Source organism: Tetragenococcus halophilus subsp. halophilus DSM 20339, assembly GCF_003841405.1.
GTDB lineage: Bacteria > Bacillota > Bacilli > Lactobacillales > Enterococcaceae > Tetragenococcus > Tetragenococcus halophilus.
Map to the genome: position 1 here is coordinate 704,031 of NZ_PXYA01000002.1, position 23,275 is coordinate 727,305.

Consider the following 23,275-nt stretch of genomic DNA (forward strand, 5'->3'; position numbering starts at 1 on the left):
AATAAGACAAACTGGCAAGGAGGGGCCGCATGAACAAGAATAATAAAGGGACAGCAAGAAACACCTTATACTATGTGCTGATTATTTTGGCCATGGTGATGGTTGTTTACTTCTTCCTAGGCGATGGTAACGATGAAACGCCGGAAATACAATATTCTACTTTTTCTGAACAATTAGAAGCTGGCGATGTTAAATCTTTTAATGTTCAACCAACAAATGGTGTTTACCAAATTACAGGAGAGTATGAAGAAGAAAAAACGGTTAATAATAATGGTGGATTAGCTGTATTAGGTTCAACAGAGTCAACGACCACACAGTTTTCCACAGTTGTTTTGCCGAATGATTCCACTTTGAGTGAAATCACTAATTTAGCAGATGAAAATGATGTACAAACTTCTATTGAAGAAGAATCAAGTAGTGGCATTTGGATGTCGCTTCTCTTTAGTTTCTTACCGGTAATAGCTATTTTTGGCTTATTTTATTTGATGATGGGCCAACAAGGTGGCGGAGGCGGTGGAGGCGGTGGAGGCGGCCGAATGATGAATTTCGGCAAATCCAAAGCCAAAGAAGCTGATAAATCAGCGAATAAGATTCGTTTTTCTGATGTAGCTGGCGCTGAAGAAGAAAAGCAAGAATTAGTTGAAGTTGTTGAATTTCTAAAAGATCCAAGACGTTTTTCTAACTTAGGCGCACGTATCCCTGCAGGGGTTCTTTTAGAAGGCCCTCCAGGAACTGGGAAAACACTTCTAGCTAAAGCAGTAGCTGGTGAAGCAGGCGTACCATTTTATTCTATTTCTGGTTCAGACTTTGTTGAAATGTTTGTAGGTGTCGGGGCAAGCCGTGTTCGGGACTTATTTGAAACAGCGAAGAAAAATGCGCCAGCTATTATCTTTATCGATGAAATCGATGCGGTCGCTCGTCAACGTGGTGCTGGCATGGGCGGTGGCCATGATGAACGAGAACAAACGTTGAACCAATTGTTAGTTGAAATGGATGGTTTTGAAGGAAATGAAGGAGTTATTGTCATTTCTGCCACCAACCGTTCTGATGTATTGGATCCAGCGCTATTACGTCCAGGTCGTTTCGACCGTCAAATTTTAGTTGGACGTCCAGATGTTAAAGGCCGTGAAGCTATTTTACGTGTTCACGCCCGCAATAAACCGATAACTGACGATGTTGATTTGAAAGTTGTAGCACAACAAACGCCTGGTTTTTCAGGTGCAGATTTAGAAAATGTATTGAATGAAGCAGCGCTTGTTGCAGCAAGGCGCGGTAAGAAGAAAATCGATGCTTCGGATATTGATGAAGCTGAAGACCGTGTTATTGCAGGACCCGCTAAAGAAGATCATGTCGTTAATAAAAAAGAACGCGAAATGGTGGCCTTCCACGAAGCAGGACACACCATCGTTGGTCTAGTATTGAGTCGAGCACGGGTCGTTCACAAAGTAACGATTATTCCACGTGGTCGTGCGGGTGGTTATATGATTGCCTTGCCCAAAGAAGATCAGAACTTAATGACAAAAGACGATTTGACTGAACAAATTGCAGGCCTATTAGGTGGTCGTGCTGCTGAAGAAATTGTTTTTGACTCTCAATCAACGGGGGCTTCTAATGACTTTGAGCAGGCGACAAATATCGCTCGTAGTATGGTTACCCAATACGGTATGAGTGACAAACTTGGTCCGATTCAATATGAAGGAGGCAATCAAGTATTTGTTGGTCGTGACTATGGGCAAACGAAGTCTTACTCTGAACAATTTGCTTATGAAATCGATGATGAAGTGCGTAAAATCGTAAATGATGGTCATGATAAAGCACGTGAAATTATCGAATCTCATCGCAATAAGCATAAGTTGATAGCAGAAAAACTGTTAGAATATGAAACACTTGATGCTAAAGCTATCAAATCATTATTTGAATCAGGCGAAATGCCAAAATCTTATGAGGAAGAAAGCGAATTTCCAAGTGAAAACGGCCGATCTTATGAAGAAGCAAAACGTACTTTGGAAAAGAAAGAAGAACAAGGTCGGGTGAATGATAAAGAGGAAGATTCTACAGCGGCTAATGAAGACAATAGCCAAGGATCAAATGAATCTTCATCAAAAGAACAAGATGATCATTCAGATAAGACAGATGAATAATTGTACAATAAAAGCTGTGGTGTTAGCATCACAGCTTTTCCCTTGTGCAAACATAAAAATTGCGTCTTGTAATATTTATTAGTAAGATACTTAAATAAACATAAGGAATGATTGTGTGCAATTGAACCAAAAGGAGAAAGGAACAATGGAAGATTATTTAGTAAAAGCAATGGCTTACGATGGTTTTGTCCGGGCTTATGCGATGAATGCTACTCAAACTGTGGATCAGGCGCAAAGGAATCATGATACTTGGAATACATCCTCAGCTGCGTTAGGACGTACTTTAGTTGGTGCCCTATTATTAGGGAGTACAGTTAAAGGTGAGGACACCATAACTGTTCGTGTTGAGGGAGATGGACCAGCAGGCGCGATCATTGTAACAAGTGATGGTAGCGGAAGCGTCAAAGGCTATATCCAAAATCCTCATGTTAGTTTGCCTTTAAATGAACAAGGTAAACTCGACGTTAGTGGTGCGGTAGGCACGCGGGGGATGTTTTCAGTAACTAAAGACCTTGGCTTAAAAGAACCGTTTTCTGGGCAAACGCCGATCGTATCAGGAGAAATTGGGGCGGATTTCACTTATTATCTTGCTGTATCAGAACAAATTCCTTCTTCTGTGGGATTGAGTGTATTGGTTGATACTGATGACTCTATTAAAACAGCGGGAGGCTTTATGATACAAATGATGCCCGGTGCATCCGAGGAAGTAGTGAATGCTTTAGAAGAACGTTTACAACATCTGCCCAATATTTCTGCTATGTTGGACGAAGGAAAAGCGCCAGAAGAAATTTTAGATTTTATTTTTGCAGACGAAACGGTAGCTATTCTTGATGAAATGCCAGTTCAATTTCAATGTGATTGTTCTAAAGAACGTTTTGCAGCAGGATTGATTTCATTAGGTGCACAAGAAATTCAAGAAATGATTGAAGAAGACCATGGGGCAGAAGCTGTTTGTTCGTTTTGTGGTAATAAGTATTACTTTAGCGAACAAGATTTGGTAGAACTTAAAAAAGAAGCAGCAGAAGAATCCTAAAGAATTATTGTTCGAATCAACGTTAGAAATTAATGAAAAATAGCTAATTTGTGAAAAAATCAAGCCATGTTTCTTTTTCGGCTTGCTTTTTTTTCTTATCATTGGCATTATAAAAAGGAAAGCTATCAGAGAATGGAGGAAGACTTTTGGCAGGAGAACATGAAAACCAAGATGAATTAAATGATCAAATGCTGGTTCGCCGGCAAAAAATGGAAGAACTACAAGAAAAAGGGATAGATCCATTTGGCCATCGTTTCGACCGCACCCACAGTTCAAATGAAATTCATGAAGAATTTGATGATAAAACGAAAGAAGAACTGAATGAGATAGGACTTGCAGCTAGCGTTGCAGGGCGGATGGTTTCAAAAAGAGGCAAGGGTAAGGTTGGCTTCGCCCATTTGCAAGACCGAGAAGGTCAGATCCAGATTTATGTCCGCAAAGATGAAGTCGGCGAAGATAACTATGATATCTTTAAAAAAGCCGATTTGGGCGACTTTTTAGGTGTTACTGGTGAAATAATGAAAACAAACACGGGTGAGGTTTCAGTTAAGGCTGAAAAAGTTACACTTTTAACGAAAGCCTTACGTCCCTTACCAGAAAAATATCATGGGTTGACAAATGTTGAACAACGTTATCGCCAAAGATATTTAGATTTAATCAGTAATCGCGATAGTTTCGAGCGGTTTAAAAAACGTAGTCAAATTATTAGTGAGATTCGACGCTATTTAGATCATCGTGGATATTTAGAAGTTGAAACACCTGTATTACACAATCAGGCAGGAGGCGCTGCAGCACGTCCATTTGTGACACACCATAATGCTTTAGATATAGACTTATATCTTCGTATTGCTTTAGAGTTGCATTTGAAACGCTTGATTGTAGGCGGAATGGAAAAAGTTTATGAAATCGGACGTGTCTTCCGTAATGAAGGGATCGATACAACCCATAATCCGGAATTTACTATGTTGGAGTGCTATACAGCTTATGCAAATTTTGGTGATGTTATGGACCTAACAGAAGGTATTATCCGAAATGTTACTAAAAACGTACTAGGAACAACGCAACTTTCTTACGATGGGCAAACTGTGGACTTAGGGACAGATTTTGCCCGACTTCACATAGTCGATGCGATTAAGGAATATACAGGAGTTGACTTCTGGCAAGATATTTCATTGGAACAAGCAAGAGAACTTGCTAAAAAACATAAAGTGGCGATTACAGACGCAATGGGCGTAGGTCATATTATCAATGAATTTTTTGAAACATTCGTAGAAGATAACTTGCAACAACCGACCTTTGTTTATGGCCACCCGGTAGAAGTCTCTCCACTAGCTAAGAAGAGCCAAGATGATCCTCGCTTTACTGATCGTTTTGAACTGTTTATAGTAAATCATGAATTTGCTAATGCTTTTACTGAATTAAATGATCCAATCGATCAACGTAAACGTTTTGAAGAACAAGAAAAAGAACGTATTGCTGGTAATGAGGAAGCACATGGCGTGGACGAAGATTTCTTAGAATCATTGGAATATGGTATGCCCCCTACTGGAGGTTTGGGCATTGGAATTGATCGTTTAATTATGTTGTTAACAGACGCGCAGTCGATTCGGGATGTTTTGCTTTTCCCAACCATGCGATAATAAAAAATGCGGCTTTTATAGCCGTATTTTTTTATGATGGAAACATGTGAGAAACAAAAAAGCTTTGCACGGGATTTATCTTGATTATAAAGAAAATTATAGGCTATAATGATTGACCTAAAGGGTAGTTATTGATATATTATTAGTTGGCTGTGATAGTGAAAAACTTTTTCATTTTTTTACAAAAATGATTGACGCACGTTTGCAGTTTTGATAAGATTATCAAGTCGTCGAAAAAAGCAATGTTGTTTTATTTGATTAATGAAAAGAGAGTTTCAAATCAATAAATAGAAAGTTAAGATAAAAATTAGCTAACTTGCAAAAAGATATTGACAAACACTTGTCGAATTGATAAGATATAAAAGTTGCTACGGCAACAAGCAGTAGACCTTTGAAAACTGAACAAAGCAAGCAAACGAACCAATGTGTCGGGCGCTTCTTTGAAAGAAGAAGCAACCAAGCAATAAACGCGAACAACACGCGAGCAAAAAGTTGAAGACCTAAGTAAGATCAACGGTGTTGATCGATCAAATTCAAGATGAGAGTTTGATCCTGGCTCAGGACGAACGCTGGCGGCGTGCCTAATACATGCAAGTCGAACGCTGCTTAAGAAGAAACTTCGGTTTTTTCTTAAGCGGAGTGGCGGACGGGTGAGTAACACGTGGGGAACCTATCTATCAGCGGGGGATAACACTTGGAAACAGGTGCTAATACCGCATATGGCTTTTTTTCACCTGAAAGAAAGCTCAAAGGCGCTTTACAGCGTCACTGATGGCTGGTCCCGCGGTGCATTAGCCAGTTGGTGAGGTAACGGCTCACCAAAGCAACGATGCATAGCCGACCTGAGAGGGTGATCGGCCACACCGGGACTGAGACACGGCCCAGACTCCTACGGGAGGCAGCAGTAGGGAATCTTCGGCAATGGACGCAAGTCTGACCGAGCAACGCCGCGTGAGTGAAGAAGGTTTTCGGATCGTAAAGCTCTGTTGTCAGCAAAGAACAGGAGAAAGAGGAAATGCTTTTTCTATGACGGTAGCTGACCAGAAAGCCACGGCTAACTACGTGCCAGCAGCCGCGGTAATACGTAGGTGGCAAGCGTTGTCCGGATTTATTGGGCGTAAAGCGAGCGCAGGCGGTGATTTAAGTCTGATGTGAAAGCCCCAGCTCAACTGGGAGGGTCATTGGAAACTGGATCACTTGAGTGCAGAAGAGGAGAGTGGAATTCCATGTGTAGCGGTGAAATGCGTAGATATATGGAGGAACACCAGTGGCGAAGGCGGCTCTCTGGTCTGTAACTGACGCTGAGACTCGAAAGCGTGGGTAGCAAACAGGATTAGATACCCTGGTAGTCCACGCCGTAAACGATGAGTGCTAAGTGTTGGAGGGTTTCCGCCCTTCAGTGCTGCAGTTAACGCATTAAGCACTCCGCCTGGGGAGTACGACCGCAAGGTTGAAACTCAAAGGAATTGACGGGGCCCGCACAAGCGGTGGAGCATGTGGTTTAATTCGAAGCAACGCGAAGAACCTTACCAGGTCTTGACATCCTTTGACCGCCCTAGAGATAGGGTTTCCCTTCGGGGGCAAAGTGACAGGTGGTGCATGGTTGTCGTCAGCTCGTGTCGTGAGATGTTGGGTTAAGTCCCGTAACGAGCGCAACCCTTATTGTTAGTTGCCAGCATTGAGTTGGGCACTCTAGCAAGACTGCCGGTGACAAACCGGAGGAAGGCGGGGATGACGTCAAATCATCATGCCCCTTATGACCTGGGCTACACACGTGCTACAATGGGAAGTACAACGAGCAAGCCAAGCCGCAAGGCCTAGCGAATCTCTGAAAGCTTCTCTCAGTTCGGATTGCAGGCTGCAACTCGCCTGCATGAAGCCGGAATCGCTAGTAATCGCGGATCAGCATGCCGCGGTGAATCCGTTCCCGGGCCTTGTACACACCGCCCGTCACACCACGAGAGTTTGTAACACCCAAAGTCGGTGCGGCAACCCTTCGGGGAGCCAGCCGCCTAAGGTGGGACGAATGATTGGGGTGAAGTCGTAACAAGGTAGCCGTATCGGAAGGTGCGGCTGGATCACCTCCTTTCTAAGGAAAAATACGGAAGGTCGACACATCGTTTGCGCTTTGTTCAGTTTTGAGAGGTCTACCCGTAGGGGGCCTTAGCTCAGCTGGGAGAGCGCCTGCTTTGCACGCAGGAGGTCAGCGGTTCGATCCCGCTAGGCTCCATAAACGATCGATTTTGGGTCGTTTGTTTGGTTCTTTGAAAACTGGATAGAAAAACAACAATCAACACCAACCGAGAATCCGCGTTGAACACGTTTTTTAACGAAGTTTACGCACATGTTCGAAGGGCTTTGATCGCTCAAAGCAAGAACCTTCGAGAAACCCTTGACCGCAAGGTCAAGTCAGGTTAAGTAAGAAAGGGCGCACGGCGGATGCCTTGGCACTAGGAGCCGATGAAGGACGGGACCAACACCGATATGCTCTGGGGAGCTGTAAGTAAGCTAGGATCCAGAGATTTCCGAATGGGGAAACCTCGCATTTTTCATCGAATGCGGCTTGTTCTGTGAATAGATAGCAGGCAAGCGGAAGACGCAGTGAACTGAAACATCTTAGTAACTGCAGGAAGAAAAAGAAAAATCGATTCCCTGAGTAGCGGCGAGCGAAACGGGAATAGCCCAAACCAGGATGCTTGCATTCTGGGGTTGTAGGACGTTTATGAACGGATGGGAATGTTAGCCGAAGGCTTTGGGAAAAGCCGCCGGAGCGGGTAAGAGCCCCGTAGGCGAAAACAGTTTTGTCCGTAAACGGATCCTGAGTACGACGGGACACGTGAAATGCCGTCGGAAACCGGGAGGACCATCTCCCAAGGCTAAATACTCCCTAGTGACCGATAGTGAACCAGTACCGTGAGGGAAAGGTGAAAAGCACCCCGGAAGGGGAGTGAAAGAGATCCTGAAACCGTGTGCTTACAAGGAGTTAGAGCCCGTTAATGGGTGATAGCGTGCCTTTTGCAGAATGAACCGGCGAGTTGCGCTGGCTGGCGAGGTTAAGTCTGAAAAGACGGAGCCGCAGCGAAAGCGAGTCTGAAATGGGCGTTGAGTCAGACGGCGCAGACCCGAAACCAGGTGATCTACCCATGTCCAGGTTGAAGGTGCGGTAAAACGCACTGGAGGACCGAACCCACGTACGTTGAAAAGTGCGGGGATGAGATGTGGGTAGCGGAGAAATTCCAAACGAACTTGGAGATAGCTGGTTCTCTCCGAAATAGCTTTAGGGCTAGCGTCAAGGAAGCAATGATGGAGGTAGAGCACTGTTTGGACGAGGGGCCCGTCTTGGGTTACCGAATCCAGATAAACTCCGAATGCCATTGATTGACCCTTGGCAGTCAGACGGTGAGTGATAAGATCCATCGTCGAAAGGGAAACAGCCCAGACCACCAGCTAAGGCCCCTAAATGTATGTTAAGTGGAAAAGGAGGTGGGGTTGCTTAGACAACTAGGATGTTGGCTTAGAAGCAGCCATCATTGAAAGAGTGCGTAATAGCTCACTAGTCGAGTGACCCTGCGCCGAAAATGTACCGGGGCTAAACATACTGCCGAAGCTGTGGAAAACACCTTAGGTGTTTTGGTAGGAGAGCGTTCTAAGGGCGGTGAAGGTCGACTGAAAAGACGGCTGGAGCGCTTAGAAGTGAGAATGCCGGTATGAGTAGCGAAAGACAGGTGAGAATCCTGTCCACCGTAAGACGAAGGTTTCCTGGGGAAGGCTCGTCCGCCCAGGGTTAGTCGGGACCTAAGCTGAGGCCGAAAGGCGTAAGCGATGGCCAACAGGTTGATATTCCTGTACCTGTTATCTTCATTTGAGTGATGGAGGGACGCAGGAGGCAAAAGAAAGCAGACGAATGGAAAGGTCTGTCCAAGCAGTACGTCGGAGAAAGAGTCAAAGGCTTTTTCTTATTAACGATAAGCTGTGACGGGGAGGGAAATTTAAGTACCGAAGTTCTGGCGTCACACTGCCAAGAAAAACTTCTAGCAAGAAGGTAATGGCCCGTACCGCAAACCGACACAGGTCGTCGAGGAGAGTATCCTCAGGTGAGCGAGCGAACTCTCGTTAAGGAACTCGGCAAAATGACCCCGTAACTTCGGGAGAAGGGGTGCTGCTCTAACGAGCAGCCGCAGTGAATAGGCCCAAGCGACTGTTTATCAAAAACACAGGTCTCTGCAAAATCGTAAGATGACGTATAGGGGCTGACGCCTGCCCGGTGCTGGAAGGTTAAGAGGAGTGCTTAGTGTAAGCGAAGGTACGAATTGAAGCCCCAGTAAACGGCGGCCGTAACTATAACGGTCCTAAGGTAGCGAAATTCCTTGTCGGGTAAGTTCCGACCCGCACGAAAGGCGCAACGATTTGGGCACTGTCTCAACGAGAGACTCGGTGAAATTTTAGTACCTGTGAAAATGCAGGTTACCCGCGACAGGACGGAAAGACCCCATGGAGCTTTACTGTAATTTGATATTGGGTGTCTGTGATGCATGTACAGCATAGGTAGGAGCCGTAGAATTCGGGACGCGAGTCTCGAAGGAGGCATCCGTGGGATACTACCCTTGCATTATGGCCACTCTAACCCGCGCCACTGATCGTGGCGGGAGACAGTGTCAGATGGGCAGTTTGACTGGGGCGGTCGCCTCCTAAAAAGTAACGGAGGCGCCCAAGGTTCCCTCAGAATGGTTGGAAATCATTCAAAGAGTGTAAAGGCAGAAGGGAGCTTGACTGTGAGAGCAACAACTCGAGCAGGGACGAAAGTCGGGCTTAGTGATCCGGTGGTTCCGCATGGAAGGGCCATCGCTCAACGGATAAAAGCTACCCTGGGATAACAGGCTTATCTCCCCCAAGAGTCCACATCGACGGGGAGGTTTGGCACCTCGATGTCGGCTCGTCGCATCCTGGGCTGTAGTCGGTCCCAAGGGTTGGGCTGTTCGCCCATTAAAGCGGCACGCGAGCTGGGTTCAGAACGTCGTGAGACAGTTCGGTCCCTATCCGTCGCGGGCGTAGGAAATTTGCGAGGCGCTGTCCTTAGTACGAGAGGACCGGGATGGACCTACCGCTGGTGGACCAGTTGTCGTGCCAACGGCATCGCTGGGTAGCTAAGTAGGGCAGGAATAAACGCTGAAAGCATCTAAGCGTGAAGTCCCCCTCAAGATGAGATTTCCCCTTTCTAAAAGAAAGTAAGATCCCTGAGAGAAGATCAGGTAGATAGGTTCGAAGTGGAAGACCCGTGAGGGTTGGAGCGGACGAATACTAATCGATCGAGGACTTAACCACAAAGGTTTGGATTTTCGGTGAAGCGAAGCAGTTGTTTTTCATCCAGTTTTGAGGGAACCAAAAGGTTCACTCAACGTCAAGTTGTGTGGTGATGATGGCAAGAAGGAGACACCTGTTCCCATGCCGAACACAGTCGTTAAGCTTCTTAGCGCCAATTGTAGTGAGGGGCTTCCCCTTGTGAGAGTAGGACATCGCCACGCAGCAAGCGGAGGTTTAGCTCAGCTGGGAGAGCATCTGCCTTACAAGCAGAGGGTCATAGGTTCGAGCCCTATAACCTCCATTGAGTCGTTAGCTCAGTTGGTAGAGCATCTGACTTTTAATCAGAGGGTCACAGGTTCGAATCCTGTACGACTCATTTCACAAAATCAGCGGGTGTGGCGGAATTGGCAGACGCACTAGATTTAGGATCTAGCGCCGCAAGGCGTGGGGGTTCAAGTCCCTTCACCCGCATGTAGGAAAAAGCCGGCTTAGCTCAGTTGGTAGAGCATCTGATTTGTAATCAGAGGGTCGAGGGTTCAAGTCCTTTAGCCGGCATCCGACAAGTTGCGGAAATAGCTCAGCGGTAGAGCACCACCTTGCCAAGGTGGGGGTCGCGGGTTCGAATCCCGTTTTCCGCTTGATGCCAAAACCACGCCGGGGTGGCGGAACTGGCAGACGCACAGGACTTAAAATCCTGGGGTAAGTAATTACCGTACCGGTTCGATTCCGGTCCTCGGCATTGAACAAAATATGCGCCCATAGCTCAACTGGATAGAGTGTCTGACTACGGATCAGAAGGTTGAGGGTTCAAATCCTTCTGGGCGCGTAACGGGAAGTAGCTCAGCTTGGTAGAGCACTTGGTTTGGGACCAAGGGGTCGTAGGTTCGAATCCTGTCTTCCCGATGGATTTTAATGAAGGGGCCTTAGCTCAGCTGGGAGAGTGCCTGCTTTGCACGCAGGAGGTCAGCGGTTCGATCCCGCTAGGCTCCATGTCATTTGATAAAATGGTTTTCGCGGTGTAGCTCAGCTGGCTAGAGCGTCCGGTTCATACCCGGGAGGTCGTGGGTTCGATCCCCTCCACCGCGATTTTGATTAAGAGCTTGGACCTTTAGCTCAGTTGGTTAGAGCAGACGGCTCATAACCGTCAGGTCGTAGGTTCGAGTCCTACAAGGTCCATTGCGTCATTATCATTTTATTTATTTGATGGAGGATTACCCAAGTCCGGCTGAAGGGAACGGTCTTGAAAACCGTCAGGCGGGTAAAACCGTGCAAGGGTTCGAATCCCTTATCCTCCTTTGCTAAAATTATTTATAGATATTATAATAATATTTAGTTTTATTATCGCGGGATGGAGCAGTCTGGTAGCTCGTCGGGCTCATAACCCGAAGGTCGCAAGTTCAAATCTTGCTCCCGCAATTATACTTGTTTTTCAAGTATTGAAGATACAACAAAAATTGGTCTGGTAGTTCAGCTGGTTAGAATGCCTGCCTGTCACGCAGGAGGTCGCGGGTTCGAGTCCCGTCCAGACCGTCATGCGGGTGTAGTTTAGTGGTAAAACCACAGCCTTCCAAGCTGTTGTCGCGAGTTCGATTCTCGTCACCCGCTTGTTGTGTTTATTGCTTGGGCCTATAGCTCAGTTGGTTAGAGCGCACGCCTGATAAGCGTGAGGTCGATGGTTCGAGTCCATTTAGGCCCATTTATTAAATAAAGGTCCGTTGGTCAAGAGGTTAAGACACCGCCCTTTCACGGCGGTATCACGGGTTCGAATCCCGTACGGACCATGCGTCTTGGGGTTATGGAGGATTACCCAAGTCCGGCTGAAGGGAACGGTCTTGAAAACCGTCAGGCGGGTAAAACCGTGCAAGGGTTCGAATCCCTTATCCTCCTTTGCTAAAATTATTTACAAATATTATAATAATATTTAGTTTTATTATCGCGGGATGGAGCAGTCTGGTAGCTCGTCGGGCTCATAACCCGAAGGTCGCAAGTTCAAATCTTGCTCCCGCAATTGTACTTTGTATGCAAGTACTTATTATATTTACAACAAAGCGGGTCTGGTAGTTCAGCTGGTTAGAATGCCTGCCTGTCACGCAGGAGGTCGCGGGTTCGAGTCCCGTCCAGACCGTTTTGGATCGATAGCTCAGTCGGTAGAGCAACGGATTGAAGCTCCGTGTGTCGGCAGTTCGATTCTGTCTCGATCCATCAATATATAAGGCGGGTGTAGTTTAGTGGTAAAACCACAGCCTTCCAAGCTGTTGTCGCGAGTTCGATTCTCGTCACCCGCTTTTGTTGTAGTTATAATAAGGGCCTATAGCTCAGTTGGTTAGAGCGCACGCCTGATAAGCGTGAGGTCGATGGTTCGAGTCCATTTAGGCCCATGAAAATCAATATTTTTTGGTTTTGGGGAAGTACTCAAGTGGCTGAAGAGGCGCCCCTGCTAAGGGTGTAGGTCGTTTACGCGACGCGAGGGTTCGAATCCCTCCTTCTCCGTATCAGCGATCCGTTGGTCAAGAGGTTAAGACACCGCCCTTTCACGGCGGTAACACGGGTTCGAATCCCGTACGGATCATCGAAGCATTCAGTAATGGATGCTTTTTTTTAAGTTAATTTGAGGACTTTTGCTGACAGTTTCGGTTTCAACTCATTTTGGCAAAAAGTGAGGATAGATCGTTCTTATTATCTATTAGAATCAGACCGTTGCAAGTTCCCGAAAGGATTCATTTGAAAATCAAGTGAAGATGCCTTGTAACCGAAAAATTATTTTAGGGGGAATCATCGTGAAAGAAAGGCGTTTGTTTACTTCTGAATCTGTTTCAGAAGGACATCCAGACAAGATTGCTGATCAGATCAGTGATGCTATTTTAGATGCACTTTTAGCGCAGGATCCAATGGCACGCGTTGCTTGTGAAACATCTGTTACAACAGGTTTGGTATTGGTCTTTGGGGAAGTTTCTACATCGGCATATGTTGATATGCAAAAGGTTGTACGTCAAACAATCAAAGATATTGGTTATAATCGTCCAGAATATGGCTTTGATGGCGATAATGTAGCGGTCTTAGTTGCAATTGATGAACAATCACAAGATATCGCACAAGGTGTGGATACATCTTTAGAAGCAAGAGAAGATAGAGAAAAACGTATTAATGCAATCGGAGCTGGTGACCAGGGCTTAATGTTTGGCTTTGCGACTAACGAAACTGACGAGTTGATGCCTTTACCTATTTCATTAAGTCATAAAATCGTCGCTCATTTAGCAAAATTAAGAAAAAAAGCAGAAATTAGCTACTTACGTCCGGATGCAAAATCACAAGTTACTGTGGAATATGATGAAAATGATCAACCCAAAAGAGTAGATACGATTATTATTAGTACACAACATGATGACGAAGTTGCAAATGAAACAATTAGACGTGATATGATTGAAAAAGTCATTAAAGAAGTCGTTCCTAATGAACTTTTAGACGAACAAACGAAGTATTTCATTAACCCTACCGGTCGTTTTGTCATTGGTGGACCACAGGGTGACGCTGGTTTGACCGGAAGAAAAATTATTGTAGACACTTATGGTGGCTATGCGCGTCATGGTGGCGGTGCATTTTCCGGTAAAGATGCTACAAAGGTGGATCGTTCGGCAAGTTATGCTGCCCGTTATATTGCAAAAAATATTGTTGCAGCAAAATTAGCTGATAAAGCTGAGGTGCAACTGGCATATGCTATTGGGGTGGCTGAACCTGTATCTATTTCAATTGATACTTTTGGAACCTCTAAAGTTAGTCAAGAAAAATTAATTGAAGTTGTACGGCAGAATTTTGATTTAAGACCAGCTGGCATTATTGAGATGTTGGATTTACGATGTCCTATTTATAAGGATACAGCTGCTTATGGACATTTCGGCAGAACCGATATTGATTTGCCTTGGGAAAAAACAGATAAAGTTAAAGCTTTGCAAGAAAATACAAAATGATCAAAAGATCCTATTGGTTTTATTCAATAGGATCTTTTTGATTTTAGGCAAAGTCTGCTACAATGAATGATAAATAATAAAGGACGTGAAAAAATAATGGCTCTTTTACAAGTAAATGCTTTTTCCAATGTGTTAGAAATGGAAGTGATGTTGGATGTCATTTTACCACAAGAAACCAAAAAAACCTTTGGAACAAGTACTAAAGGAACAACTGAGGATGTAGCAGTACTTTATTTACTGCATGGTATGAATGGTAATCATAGTGTATGGCAAAGACGAACAGCAATTGAGCGTTACGTATCTGATAAGGGCTTAGCTGTGATTATGCCTTCTACTGATTTAGGGTGGTATACAGATACTACCTATGATATGAAGTATTGGACATTTATTGCTGAAGAGTTACCTAATATTTGTCATGAATTATTCCCTCAACTAACGAAAAAAAGAGCCAAAACATTTGCAGCGGGTTTATCAATGGGTGGCTATGGCGCTGTAAAATTGGGTTTAAAAAAACCTGAAAATTTTGCAGCAATTGCTTCACTTTCAGGCGGTTTAACGATTGCTGAAGGAATAAACCAATTACTAGAAATAAGAAGTAAAGCATACTGGGAAGGAATTTTTGGTCCTTTAGAGGAAATCAAAGGCTCGGAAAATGACTTGATACATTTGATTGAGACATTAGATGGATCACAAGCGCCTAAATTTTATCTTACATGTGGTACTGAAGATTTAATATATCAAGCAAGTGCTTATACCACTAAGAAAATGAGAGAGAGCGGCTATGATGTGGTTTTTGAAGATGGCCCTGGTGAACATGATTGGTTATTTTGGGACGATTGGATTCAACGGGTTTTAAATTGGTTACCCCTTTAAAGTATTTTATCAACCAGTTAAACAGAAGTGTTGTTTAGCTGGTTTTTTTGTTTGATTAATGATTATTTTACTAATTTTCAAGAAACAATATTTCGAAATAACACAATTACTGTTTTATTTATTGAAATATTGTTTCTTTTAAGATATAATGAAAGCGAATTAATAAGGATGGTGTAAATGATGCTAGGATTTTCGGTTTTCTTGGGAGAAGGGTTATCAAAAAATAAGCAACAGTATATTGAAGCCATGAATCGTGCAGGCTTTACACGTATTTTTACTTCTTTGCATATTCCAGAGGATGACCCAGAAGAAATTATTTATACTTTAAAACAACTTGGTGAATTAACTCAGCAATTTCAAATGGAATTAATGGCGGATGTATCAAGTGATGGCTTACAGTATTTAGCGACCGATTTTAATCAAGTGGAAGCTTTTGACCAGTTAAAAGAATTAGGCGTTACAGGCGTACGTATGGATTATGGCGTTGATAATCAAACGATTGCAGCTATTTCAAGACACATGCAGGTGGGATTGAATGCATCAACTTTAACAGACGAAGATGTAGCCGAATTAAGTTCTCTTCAAGCGGATTTTACGAATATGGAGTTATGGCATAATTATTATCCACGTCCGGAGACAGGCTTATCAAGAGACTATTTACAAAGAGTAAACCATAAATGGCGTGCTTACGGTTTTAAGATCGTTGCTTTTGTTCCAGGGGATGAAAATCTGCGGGGGCCATTACATGACCACCTTCCTAGCTTAGAAATCCATCGACGGCAACATCCATTGGCAGCAACCCTTGATTTGTTTTACAACTATGATTGTGATGCAGTTTATATTGGAGATGGTGGACTTACAAAAAAAGCAAGGGAACAGTTTATTGCTTATTTCCAACATAAAAAAATGTTACTTGAAATTGATTTGCTGACGAAAAATTATCACTCCTTATTCTTGGGTGAACATACAAATCGGATCGATGAAGCGGAGTATGTGGTGCGAAGTCAAGAGGCGCGGAAAAATAATCAAGAAATCATTGAAACTGAAAATATTCAATCACGAGAAAAAGGTAGCATAACTGTGGATAATAAAAAGTATCTGCGTTATATGGGAGAATTACAAATTACTAAAGATGATTTACCTGCTGATGAGAAGGTAAATGTGCTAGCTAAGGTAATAGAAAAAGACCGTAACTTAATTGATTATATCGACTCAGGATGTCGGTTTGAACTAAAGGAAGGGAGAAAAATCTAGTGAGTGAATTAGAAAAATTAGCGACAGAAACTAGAAATCAAAAAACGATGGCTTTGGATGATATGGATATCATGGAAGTTTTACAAACGATGAATGATGAAGATAGAAAAGTTCCTTTGGCTATTGAAGAAGCACTACCACAAATTAAAAAGGTTGTCGAACAAATTATCCAAGCATTCAATAAAAAAGGAAGACTATTTTATATTGGTGCTGGTACAAGTGGACGCCTAGGCGTTTTAGATGCAGCAGAGTGTGTCCCAACATTTGGAACAACCCCCGAAATGGTACAAGGGTTGATCGCCGGTGGAATAAAAGCTATGACTGTTGCCGTTGAAGGAGCAGAAGATTCCAAAGAACTTGCAAAAAAAGATTTAAGCCAAGCTTCGTTATCACAAAATGATCTTGTAGTGGGAATCGCTGCCAGCGGAAGGACACCTTATGTCATTGGTGGTTTGGATTACGCAAAAGAAATTGGTGCGACCACAGCTTCAATAGCTTGTAATAATAAAGCGCAAATTAGTCAGCATGCGCAGTTTCCTATCGAAGTTGAAGTCGGTCCAGAAGTTTTAACCGGATCTACTCGTTTGAAATCAGGTACAGCGCAAAAATTAGTATTAAATATGCTTTCAACAGCATCGATGATTGGTATTGGCAAGGTCTATAAGAATTTAATGGTAGATGTCCGGGCGACCAATGAAAAATTAGTTGAAAGATCTAAAAGGATTATTATGCAAGCAACAGAGTGTAGCTATGAACAAGCAGATAAAGCTTTTTATCAAGCAGATGAAAATGTCAAACTTGCTATTGTTATGATTTTAACTGGGGTAAAAAAAGATGAAGCTGCAGAAAAATTAGTTGCGGGTAATGGGTTTGTAAGAAATACACTTTAAAAAGGAGGAAGAAAAAGTGGCAGATAAAGTAACAAAGTTAGCAGAAGAAATTTATGAATATGTCGGCGGTGTAAATAATGTGAATAAAATTGTTAACTGTATGACACGTATTCGTATGGGTGTGATCGATGGCAGCAAGGTAGACCTTGATGGCTTAAGAGCTGTTGACGGTGTAATGGGTGTTGTCGAAGACGAAACGCTACAAATTGTACTTGGACCAGGTACTGTAAGTAAAGTTGCCCAAAAAATGGCTGATATGGCTGGTGTGGAACTGGGAGAAGAACGTCCGGATGGCACAGCTGTGGAAGAGCCCCCAACTAGTACAAGCGGGAAAGAAGATGTTAACGCCAAAGCAGAAGAAGTTCATGCGGAAGTAAAAAAGAAAAATCAAAAGCCTTGGTCAAAGGTTTTAAAGTCAATTGCTAATATTTTCGTACCTTTAATTCCAGCTTTTGTTGGTGCTGGGATCATCGGTGGAATTGCTTCGGTTTTAACAAATATGCTAGAAGCTGGAACAGTTTCTGGTGATGCTTGGGTCAATATCGTAAGTGTTGGTTCGATTATTCAAAGTGGTGTATTTACTTATCTAGTGATTTATGTAGGGATTAATGCTGCGCGCGAATTTGGCGCTTCACCCAGCTTGGGTGGTGTTATTGGCGGTGTCACCATGCTAACTGGAATGAGTGAAGACATGCCACTTCCTAACATTTTTACTGGTGAACCTTTAGCAGAAGGTCAAGGTGGCGTAATCGGCGTTATTATAGCGGTTTTTTTGATGGCGCAAGTGGAAAAATGGTTGCATAAAGTAGTGCCAGATACAGTTGACATTATTGTCACACCAGTACTTACCTTAGCTGCTATGGGTATCGTTACAATCTTCTTTATTATGCCTCTAGCAGGATGGATTTCTGATGGACTTGTAGGTGGTATTACTTGGGTTCTAGGCGTAGGTGGTGGCTTTGCTGGTTTTGTATTGGGTACTTTATTCTTACCAATGGTTATGTTTGGCCTTCACCAAATATTGACACCGATCCATTTATCATTGATTGAGACCTATGGTAGTACCTCTTTATTACCCATTTTAGCAATGGCTGGTGCAGGACAAGTTGGGGCAGCATTTGCTTTGTGGTTACGTTGTCGTAATAATAAAAAGTTGACTGAGATGATAAAAGGTGCGTTACCAGTCGGCATTCTAGGTATTGGTGAACCCTTAATTTATGGTGTTACTTTGCCTTTAGGCCGTCCATTTATCACTGCTTGTTTAGGTGGTGGGATTGGCGGCGCCGTTGTTGGTTTGCTTGGCGGTGTTGGCTCAATTTCCATTGGGCCAAGTGGCTTAGCTTTGATTCCTTTGATTGCTGAAGGTGGATGGTTTGTTTATGTCATCAGTTTAATTGCAGGTTATATTGGTGGTTTTGTATTGACTTACTTCTTTGGTACTAATGAAGATATTCGGGAAGGTAGAATTATATGAGAAGAGCAGTTATTTTTGATGTAGATGGTGTTATTGTTTTCTCAGAGAAAGCTTATCAGAAACGACGTGCGGCTTTCTTTGAACAAAATAACGTGTCGGTTGCCCAAGAAGTGCAAGACTATTTCGTAGGTTCCAATGCCTACGATATGTTTGAACAGTTATTTCCAGAAGATATTGATAAGCGTACAGAGTTATTACAAGCTTACAAAGAATTTCGTCAGCATTATCCGATGGACTATCAAGAAATGTTTAATCCTGATATTTTACCTACTCTGGATAAGTTGGCCAGTAAAAATATTCGTATGGCTGTGGCATCCTCTGGTCCTTTGGAAAATATTTATCGAATTTTAGAAGTCAACCAAATAAAAGAATATTTTGAATTGATTACCAGTGGTGATATGTTTGCTCGTAGCAAACCTAACCCTGAAATTTATCAATATACACTTTCTCGTCTTAAACTGCGCCCTAGTGATTGTTTAGTTATCGAAGATTCGACATTTGGTATTGAAGCTGCTCGTCGAGCAAATTTGACTGTAGCAGCTTTAAAGAGCCCACAATTTAATATCGATCAATCACAAGCTAACTATCAAATCGAATCGTCTCAGCAATTATTGGATTTAGTTTAAATAAAAGCAATCGTTTTGATTTAACGAAACGATTGCTTCACTTTTATCACTTTTGAAATCGGATACGAAAACGAAGGAAGGTATCTAAATATGAAAAAGTGTTGGAAAAAATTATGATGTCTAGTGTAATGTTTTGTATCTTATTTTTTATGAGTGCATGCGTACTAGAAGACAAAACGGATGTGAGAGAAATTAGTAGTCCTAAAGGTTCGTATCAACTTAGTCAAAGCTATCCAATCCCAGCAACTGATGAAGCCTTTGATAGTTCTCTTTTAACAAATCAAATGGAGACATTTTATGGATATAAAGGGCAAGGACAGTTATTAATAAAAACAAACGATAAAGAAGCCTTCAAGATTTATGTCAATGGCCAGGAAATATTTGCTGATTTGTCGAATAAAAAATGGCAGCAGATCGATATCTCAGATTTTACTAAAAATGGAGATAACAATTTACAAGTCAGCCGAGTTGCTAGCAATAATAAGGCAACAATGAATATAAAAATTCCTTACCCTGTTTTAAAGGATAATACAAAAGAATACACTGATGATGATAATTTTAAGTTGATCGATCAACTGATTAATGCTGAAATAAAAAATGGTTTTACCTCGGCTCAATTAGTGGTGGCAAAAAATGGAAATATCATTAAATCAAGTGCTTATGGCAATGTAAATGCCTATGATCAACAAGATAGACCACAAAAGGATAGTCAACAAGTTACGAAAAACACCTTATATGATTTGGCCAGTAATACGAAGATGTATGCAACGAATTACGCTATCCAAAAATTAGTTTCAGATGGAAAATTAAACATTGAGCAAAAGGTTAGTGAAATTTTCCCAGATTTTAAAGACAAAAGGTCAGATGAAATTAAAGGAAAAGATGATTTGACGATTAAAGAAATACTACAGCACCAAGCAGGATTTCCAGCAGATCCACAGTATCATAATAAAAACTATGACCCGGATGCAGAGGATCAAACGACTCCGGATGCTAATAAAGAACTGTATACACAAGATAGAAATGAAGTTATGGAAAAAATCATTGCTACGCCTTTGGAGTATACACCAGGTACAGAAACAATGTATTCAGATGTGGACTATATGTTACTTGGGTTTATTATTGAAGAAGTAACAGGGCAACGCTTGGATGAATATATGAAGCAAAATTATTATCAACCGTTAAACTTGCAGCATACGACTTTTAAGCCTTTGGAACATCATTTTTCAAAAGAACAAATCGCTGCAACCGAATTACATGGAAATACGCGAGATGGGGCGGTTGATTTTGATAATATTAGAAAAAACACAGTGCAAGGAGAAGTGCATGACGAAAAGGCTTTTTATTCAATGGATGGTATCAGTGGACATGCCGGCCTGTTTTCTAATGCAAAAGATTTGGCAGTATTAACTCAAATTACTTTGAATAAAGGCGGTTATGGAAATCAACAGTTCTTTTCTGAAGATACAATGGATCAATTTATTAAAGCTAAAGATACTGATCCAAGTTTTGGTTTAGGTTGGCGTCGTAAAGGGCAACAGTTATATTCTTGGGCCTTTTCTCCTTTAGCTAATTCAAGTACTATCGGTCATACTGGTTGGACTGGGACATTAACTGTGATCGATCCAGTTAATCACACTTCTGTTGTACTACTGACGAATACAAAGAATTCTCCAGTTGTTGATAAAAAGAAAGACCCTAATGATTTTATAGGGGATCACTTTTTAACAGGACAATATGGGCTGATAGCAACGCTAGCTTTTGATAGTCAAAAGGATGATCAAGCAGCTAATAATAGTAAATTAGTGGATATGGTCGATTCGAAATACCGTTATATGAAAGCAAATCAAAAAGCACAAACTTCAGCAGATTACGCGCAGCTACAATCCTTACTTGATGTAGTAGATGAACGTAAAAACGGTAAGGAAATTACTGATTTTATGAAGACTAAACGTTTTAAAGAAATTACAGCGTTTGTGGCTAATGATTAACCAATCAAAGGCATTACTAAGGTGTAAATTTAGCAGGATAAGTTGAGGGATAAAGAGATGAATATTTTGTTTACAATGCAATATCATTTGAATAAATTGTCAAAAGCAGAAAGAAAATTAGCAGAATGGATCCTTGAGCAACCAGAAAAGGTCATTTATATGAGCGCTAAAGCTTTATCACAAGCTTCTAATACAAGCCCGGCGACCGTTGTACGATTATGTTATTCACTAGGTTTAGAAGGATTCACAGACCTGAAATTAAAACTTTCTGCGAATCAAACAACTATCGAAGAAGATTTATATACAGATATTGTTCCCAATGAAGATGTTGGTACAATTAAACAAAAATTATTGTTAAAAATGACTGATGGTCTAGAAAAAAATTGTGAGGATCTTGAAGTGAATCCGATCGAACAAGTAATTAATTTGCTCGAATCAACAGACGCTATATTTACTTATGGAATTGGTGCTTCGGGCATCGTGGCTGATGATTTTGCCCAGAAATTTTTACGGATTGGAAAAAAAGTGATTTATAGTAAAGACTATCATTTGCTTACAACAGTGATCGTAACCAATGAAGCCCCCAGCTGGGTTTTTCTAGTTTCTAATTCCGGGGAAAAGCAAGAAGTTATCAATTTAGCTTTACTAGCAAAAGACAAAGGGATTTCAGTAGTATGTATGACAAGTAAAGCACATTCAACATTGGCCACGATTTCTGATGTATTGTTACATACAGCTGATGGTGGTGAAGCTCCTTTAAGAAGTTCGGCAACAAACTCTTTACTGGTACAATTATATACTGTTGATGTGTTATTTTCTGCCTACGCAAGTAAGCACTATGATGAAATACTAGGGAAATTAGAACAGACAAAAACGATGGTACAAATTATTGAACAAAATGATTAAAATGCAAGCTCATGTATTTTATTTTTTCATTGCTAATAAATAGCTGTTAAAAATAAGATACATGGCGCTTGCTTTTTGTTATACTTATAAAAAAATACATATAGTCTCAGTTTAAAGCTTTGTTGAACTAAAAAACATGTATTAGGCTATATTAAGGAGAAATAAATGAAGACACAAAAATTAGCGATTATTGGGGTGGGGCATGTAGGGTCTAGCGTGTTAGCAACTGCTTTACAAACAGAGCTCTTTGGAGAGATTGTTTTGCTTGATCCTAAAGATAAAGTTGCTTGGGGAGAAGGGTTAGATCAAATGCATGCTGCTGGTCTATTGTCTCGAAAAAACATTGCAGTTCATATAGGAGATTATACAGATTTAGCGGATGCAGATATTGTTATTGTTGCCGCTACCCATGTCTATCCAAACGGTGAAATTCCCGCAGATCGCCAAGAGTTACTTACTGAAAACCTCCCGATCATTCATGAGATTATGACAAATATTGTACAAAATACGCAATCAGCGATGTTAATTTTTATTACAAATCCGGCTGATACAATCGTTTATATTGCAGCGACTTATGACTATCCTAGAAATTTACTTTTAAGCACTGGAACTATGCTAGACTCTTCAAGGCTACGCCAGCTGCTTGGTCAGCGCTATCAGGTAGATCCTAAGTCTGTTTCGGGTTATATGATGGGTGAACACGGGTTTGCTGCTTTTCCTGTACTTAGCCATTTAACAATTGCTGGCATTTCTTATGATAAACTGAGTACTTATTTTCCTGAGGTAGCCTTACTTACAGCTGAAGAGATAAAAGAAAAGGTAGTGCAAGCGGCTTATGATGTTTTTGCTGCCAAAAACGGGGTGACCAACGTTGCTGTTGCACAAGCGGCAATTGATATTGCACGTTGTATTTTATTGGATGAAAAAAGTATTTTTCCTGTGAGTGTACCAATGACTGGACATGAATATCATTTTGCAAAGCCTTGTGCCTATAGCATTCCGTGTGTGTTGGGAAAAGAGGGTGTAGAAAAGAAATTACTTGTTTCCTTGAATTCTTGGGAAAAGGAAAAACTAGCAGAGTCAGTCGCTAGCATACGAAAATCAATTATACTAACAGAATAAGAAGTTTATCTTTAAGTTAACTTTTATAAAAACAGCTTAGTCATTGATTAACCTTGACT

General features: G+C 41.9%; 12 protein-coding genes, 26 tRNA genes, 3 rRNA genes and 1 riboswitch. All 41 genes read left to right on the forward strand.

The genetic code is table 11. The features are described from left to right. The first annotated feature begins 29 nt into the window (after window positions 1-29). The 41 genes from ftsH to C7K42_RS09260 all read left to right on the forward strand — a co-directional run bounded on the left by ftsH (window position 30) and on the right by C7K42_RS09260 (window position 23,216). Complete coding sequence (gene ftsH / locus C7K42_RS09060; protein ID WP_103099776.1) at window positions 30-2,141, forward strand: ATP-dependent zinc metalloprotease FtsH; 2,112 nt, start codon at window positions 30-32, stop codon at window positions 2,139-2,141. A 145-nt stretch (window positions 2,142-2,286) separates the two neighbouring features. Then, on the forward strand, window positions 2,287-3,174 hold the full coding sequence (gene hslO, locus C7K42_RS09065) for an Hsp33 family molecular chaperone HslO (RefSeq protein ID WP_014125790.1): 888 nt from the start codon (window positions 2,287-2,289) through the stop codon (window positions 3,172-3,174). 146 nt (window positions 3,175-3,320) lie between these two features. Then, entirely contained in the window at window positions 3,321-4,814 is a 1,494-nt protein-coding gene (gene lysS, locus C7K42_RS09070) for a lysine--tRNA ligase (RefSeq protein WP_014125789.1), read from the forward strand. Between the two features lie 534 nt (window positions 4,815-5,348). Continuing rightward, window positions 5,349-6,903, forward strand: a 16S ribosomal RNA gene (locus C7K42_RS09075). A gap of 68 nt (window positions 6,904-6,971) precedes the next feature. Then, window positions 6,972-7,044 (forward strand) — tRNA-Ala (locus C7K42_RS09080). A gap of 182 nt (window positions 7,045-7,226) precedes the next feature. Next, a 23S ribosomal RNA gene (locus C7K42_RS09085) occupies window positions 7,227-10,136 on the forward strand. Between the two features lie 84 nt (window positions 10,137-10,220). Further along, a 5S ribosomal RNA gene (gene rrf / locus C7K42_RS09090) occupies window positions 10,221-10,336 on the forward strand. Together the 16S, 23S and 5S rRNA genes with 26 tRNA genes alongside form the textbook arrangement of a ribosomal RNA operon. A gap of 7 nt (window positions 10,337-10,343) precedes the next feature. Then, window positions 10,344-10,416: transfer RNA gene (locus C7K42_RS09095), tRNA-Val, on the forward strand. A gap of 2 nt (window positions 10,417-10,418) precedes the next feature. Then, window positions 10,419-10,491 (forward strand) — tRNA-Lys (locus tag C7K42_RS09100). A gap of 13 nt (window positions 10,492-10,504) precedes the next feature. Further along, window positions 10,505-10,586: transfer RNA gene (locus tag C7K42_RS09105), tRNA-Leu, on the forward strand. Window positions 10,587-10,597: 11 nt separating this feature from the next. Further along, window positions 10,598-10,670 (forward strand) — tRNA-Thr (locus C7K42_RS09110). A gap of 11 nt (window positions 10,671-10,681) precedes the next feature. Next, window positions 10,682-10,753 (forward strand) — tRNA-Gly (locus C7K42_RS09115). Between the two features lie 15 nt (window positions 10,754-10,768). Then, window positions 10,769-10,854 (forward strand) — tRNA-Leu (locus C7K42_RS09120). Window positions 10,855-10,867: 13 nt separating this feature from the next. Continuing rightward, window positions 10,868-10,941: transfer RNA gene (locus C7K42_RS09125), tRNA-Arg, on the forward strand. A gap of 3 nt (window positions 10,942-10,944) precedes the next feature. Further along, window positions 10,945-11,018 (forward strand) — tRNA-Pro (locus C7K42_RS09130). A gap of 14 nt (window positions 11,019-11,032) precedes the next feature. Further along, window positions 11,033-11,105, forward strand: a tRNA-Ala gene (locus C7K42_RS09135). Window positions 11,106-11,127: 22 nt separating this feature from the next. Beyond that, a tRNA-Met gene (locus C7K42_RS09140) sits at window positions 11,128-11,201 on the forward strand. 16 nt (window positions 11,202-11,217) lie between these two features. Next, window positions 11,218-11,291: transfer RNA gene (locus tag C7K42_RS09145), tRNA-Ile, on the forward strand. A 29-nt stretch (window positions 11,292-11,320) separates the two neighbouring features. Further along, window positions 11,321-11,410: transfer RNA gene (locus C7K42_RS09150), tRNA-Ser, on the forward strand. 47 nt (window positions 11,411-11,457) lie between these two features. Then, window positions 11,458-11,531: transfer RNA gene (locus C7K42_RS09155), tRNA-Met, on the forward strand. A 40-nt stretch (window positions 11,532-11,571) separates the two neighbouring features. Further along, window positions 11,572-11,645: transfer RNA gene (locus tag C7K42_RS09160), tRNA-Asp, on the forward strand. A gap of 4 nt (window positions 11,646-11,649) precedes the next feature. Continuing rightward, window positions 11,650-11,720 (forward strand) — tRNA-Gly (locus C7K42_RS09165). A gap of 17 nt (window positions 11,721-11,737) precedes the next feature. Continuing rightward, window positions 11,738-11,811 (forward strand) — tRNA-Ile (locus C7K42_RS09170). A 13-nt stretch (window positions 11,812-11,824) separates the two neighbouring features. Further along, window positions 11,825-11,896 (forward strand) — tRNA-Glu (locus C7K42_RS09175). A 16-nt stretch (window positions 11,897-11,912) separates the two neighbouring features. After that, window positions 11,913-12,002 (forward strand) — tRNA-Ser (locus C7K42_RS09180). Between the two features lie 47 nt (window positions 12,003-12,049). Further along, window positions 12,050-12,123 (forward strand) — tRNA-Met (locus C7K42_RS09185). 43 nt (window positions 12,124-12,166) lie between these two features. Next, window positions 12,167-12,240: transfer RNA gene (locus C7K42_RS09190), tRNA-Asp, on the forward strand. Window positions 12,241-12,244: 4 nt separating this feature from the next. Next, window positions 12,245-12,317 (forward strand) — tRNA-Phe (locus C7K42_RS09195). Between the two features lie 12 nt (window positions 12,318-12,329). Continuing rightward, window positions 12,330-12,400: transfer RNA gene (locus C7K42_RS09200), tRNA-Gly, on the forward strand. A 19-nt stretch (window positions 12,401-12,419) separates the two neighbouring features. Beyond that, a tRNA-Ile gene (locus C7K42_RS09205) sits at window positions 12,420-12,493 on the forward strand. A 24-nt stretch (window positions 12,494-12,517) separates the two neighbouring features. Continuing rightward, window positions 12,518-12,605 (forward strand) — tRNA-Ser (locus tag C7K42_RS09210). Between the two features lie 7 nt (window positions 12,606-12,612). After that, window positions 12,613-12,684: transfer RNA gene (locus tag C7K42_RS09215), tRNA-Glu, on the forward strand. Between the two features lie 123 nt (window positions 12,685-12,807). Beyond that, window positions 12,808-12,895: riboswitch (SMK box riboswitch) on the forward strand. Then, the gene (metK, locus tag C7K42_RS09220) at window positions 12,893-14,080 is read left to right on the forward strand and encodes a methionine adenosyltransferase (RefSeq protein WP_014125788.1); all 1,188 of its coding nucleotides are present in this window, start codon (window positions 12,893-12,895) and stop codon (window positions 14,078-14,080) included. Its footprint overlaps the riboswitch before it by 3 nt. Before the next feature lie 96 nt (window positions 14,081-14,176). Further along, complete coding sequence (locus C7K42_RS09225; RefSeq protein ID WP_014125787.1) at window positions 14,177-14,953, forward strand: alpha/beta hydrolase; 777 nt, start codon at window positions 14,177-14,179, stop codon at window positions 14,951-14,953. Window positions 14,954-15,130: 177 nt separating this feature from the next. Then, window positions 15,131-16,207: a DUF871 domain-containing protein gene (locus C7K42_RS09230; RefSeq protein ID WP_014125786.1), complete on the forward strand. Its 1,077-nt coding sequence runs from the start codon at window positions 15,131-15,133 to the stop codon at window positions 16,205-16,207. Then, a complete protein-coding gene (gene murQ, locus C7K42_RS09235) occupies window positions 16,207-17,097 on the forward strand; it encodes an N-acetylmuramic acid 6-phosphate etherase (RefSeq protein ID WP_014125785.1) in 891 nt (296 codons plus the stop codon). Before C7K42_RS09230 ends, murQ begins: the two co-directional genes overlap by 1 nt. Before the next feature lie 16 nt (window positions 17,098-17,113). Next, the gene (locus C7K42_RS09240; RefSeq protein ID WP_014125784.1) at window positions 17,114-18,571 is read left to right on the forward strand and encodes a PTS transporter subunit EIIC; all 1,458 of its coding nucleotides are present in this window, start codon (window positions 17,114-17,116) and stop codon (window positions 18,569-18,571) included. Continuing rightward, window positions 18,568-19,197 (forward strand): HAD family hydrolase, encoded by a 630-nt coding sequence (locus C7K42_RS09245; protein WP_014125783.1) that lies wholly within the window; start codon window positions 18,568-18,570, stop codon window positions 19,195-19,197. Before C7K42_RS09240 ends, C7K42_RS09245 begins: the two co-directional genes overlap by 4 nt. 113 nt (window positions 19,198-19,310) lie before the next feature. Then, window positions 19,311-21,188, forward strand: coding sequence for a penicillin binding protein PBP4B (gene pbp4b, locus C7K42_RS09250; RefSeq protein WP_014125782.1), 1,878 nt, complete (start codon window positions 19,311-19,313; stop codon window positions 21,186-21,188). Between the two features lie 57 nt (window positions 21,189-21,245). Next, window positions 21,246-22,094 carry a MurR/RpiR family transcriptional regulator gene (locus C7K42_RS09255; protein WP_094244114.1) on the forward strand — a complete coding sequence of 283 codons (849 nt, stop codon included), beginning with the start codon at window positions 21,246-21,248 and terminating at the stop codon, window positions 22,092-22,094. A 165-nt stretch (window positions 22,095-22,259) separates the two neighbouring features. Then, a complete protein-coding gene (locus C7K42_RS09260) occupies window positions 22,260-23,216 on the forward strand; it encodes a lactate/malate family dehydrogenase (RefSeq protein ID WP_014125780.1) in 957 nt (318 codons plus the stop codon). Window positions 23,217-23,275 lie beyond the last annotated feature (59 nt).

Excerpts from the sequence above, each read along its gene's own strand:
- ftsH (WP_103099776.1), top strand. The coding sequence starts at position 30 with ATGAACAAGAATAATAAAGGGACAGCAAGAAACACCTTATACTATGTG.
- hslO (WP_014125790.1), top strand. The coding sequence starts at position 2,287 with ATGGAAGATTATTTAGTAAAAGCAATGGCTTACGATGGTTTTGTCCGG.
- C7K42_RS09225 (WP_014125787.1), top strand. The coding sequence starts at position 14,177 with ATGGCTCTTTTACAAGTAAATGCTTTTTCCAATGTGTTAGAAATGGAA.
- C7K42_RS09230 (WP_014125786.1), top strand. The coding sequence starts at position 15,131 with ATGATGCTAGGATTTTCGGTTTTCTTGGGAGAAGGGTTATCAAAAAAT.
- C7K42_RS09245 (WP_014125783.1), top strand. The coding sequence starts at position 18,568 with ATGAGAAGAGCAGTTATTTTTGATGTAGATGGTGTTATTGTTTTCTCA.
- pbp4b (WP_014125782.1), top strand. The coding sequence starts at position 19,311 with ATGATGTCTAGTGTAATGTTTTGTATCTTATTTTTTATGAGTGCATGC.
- C7K42_RS09255 (WP_094244114.1), top strand. The coding sequence starts at position 21,246 with ATGAATATTTTGTTTACAATGCAATATCATTTGAATAAATTGTCAAAA.
- C7K42_RS09260 (WP_014125780.1), top strand. The coding sequence starts at position 22,260 with ATGAAGACACAAAAATTAGCGATTATTGGGGTGGGGCATGTAGGGTCT.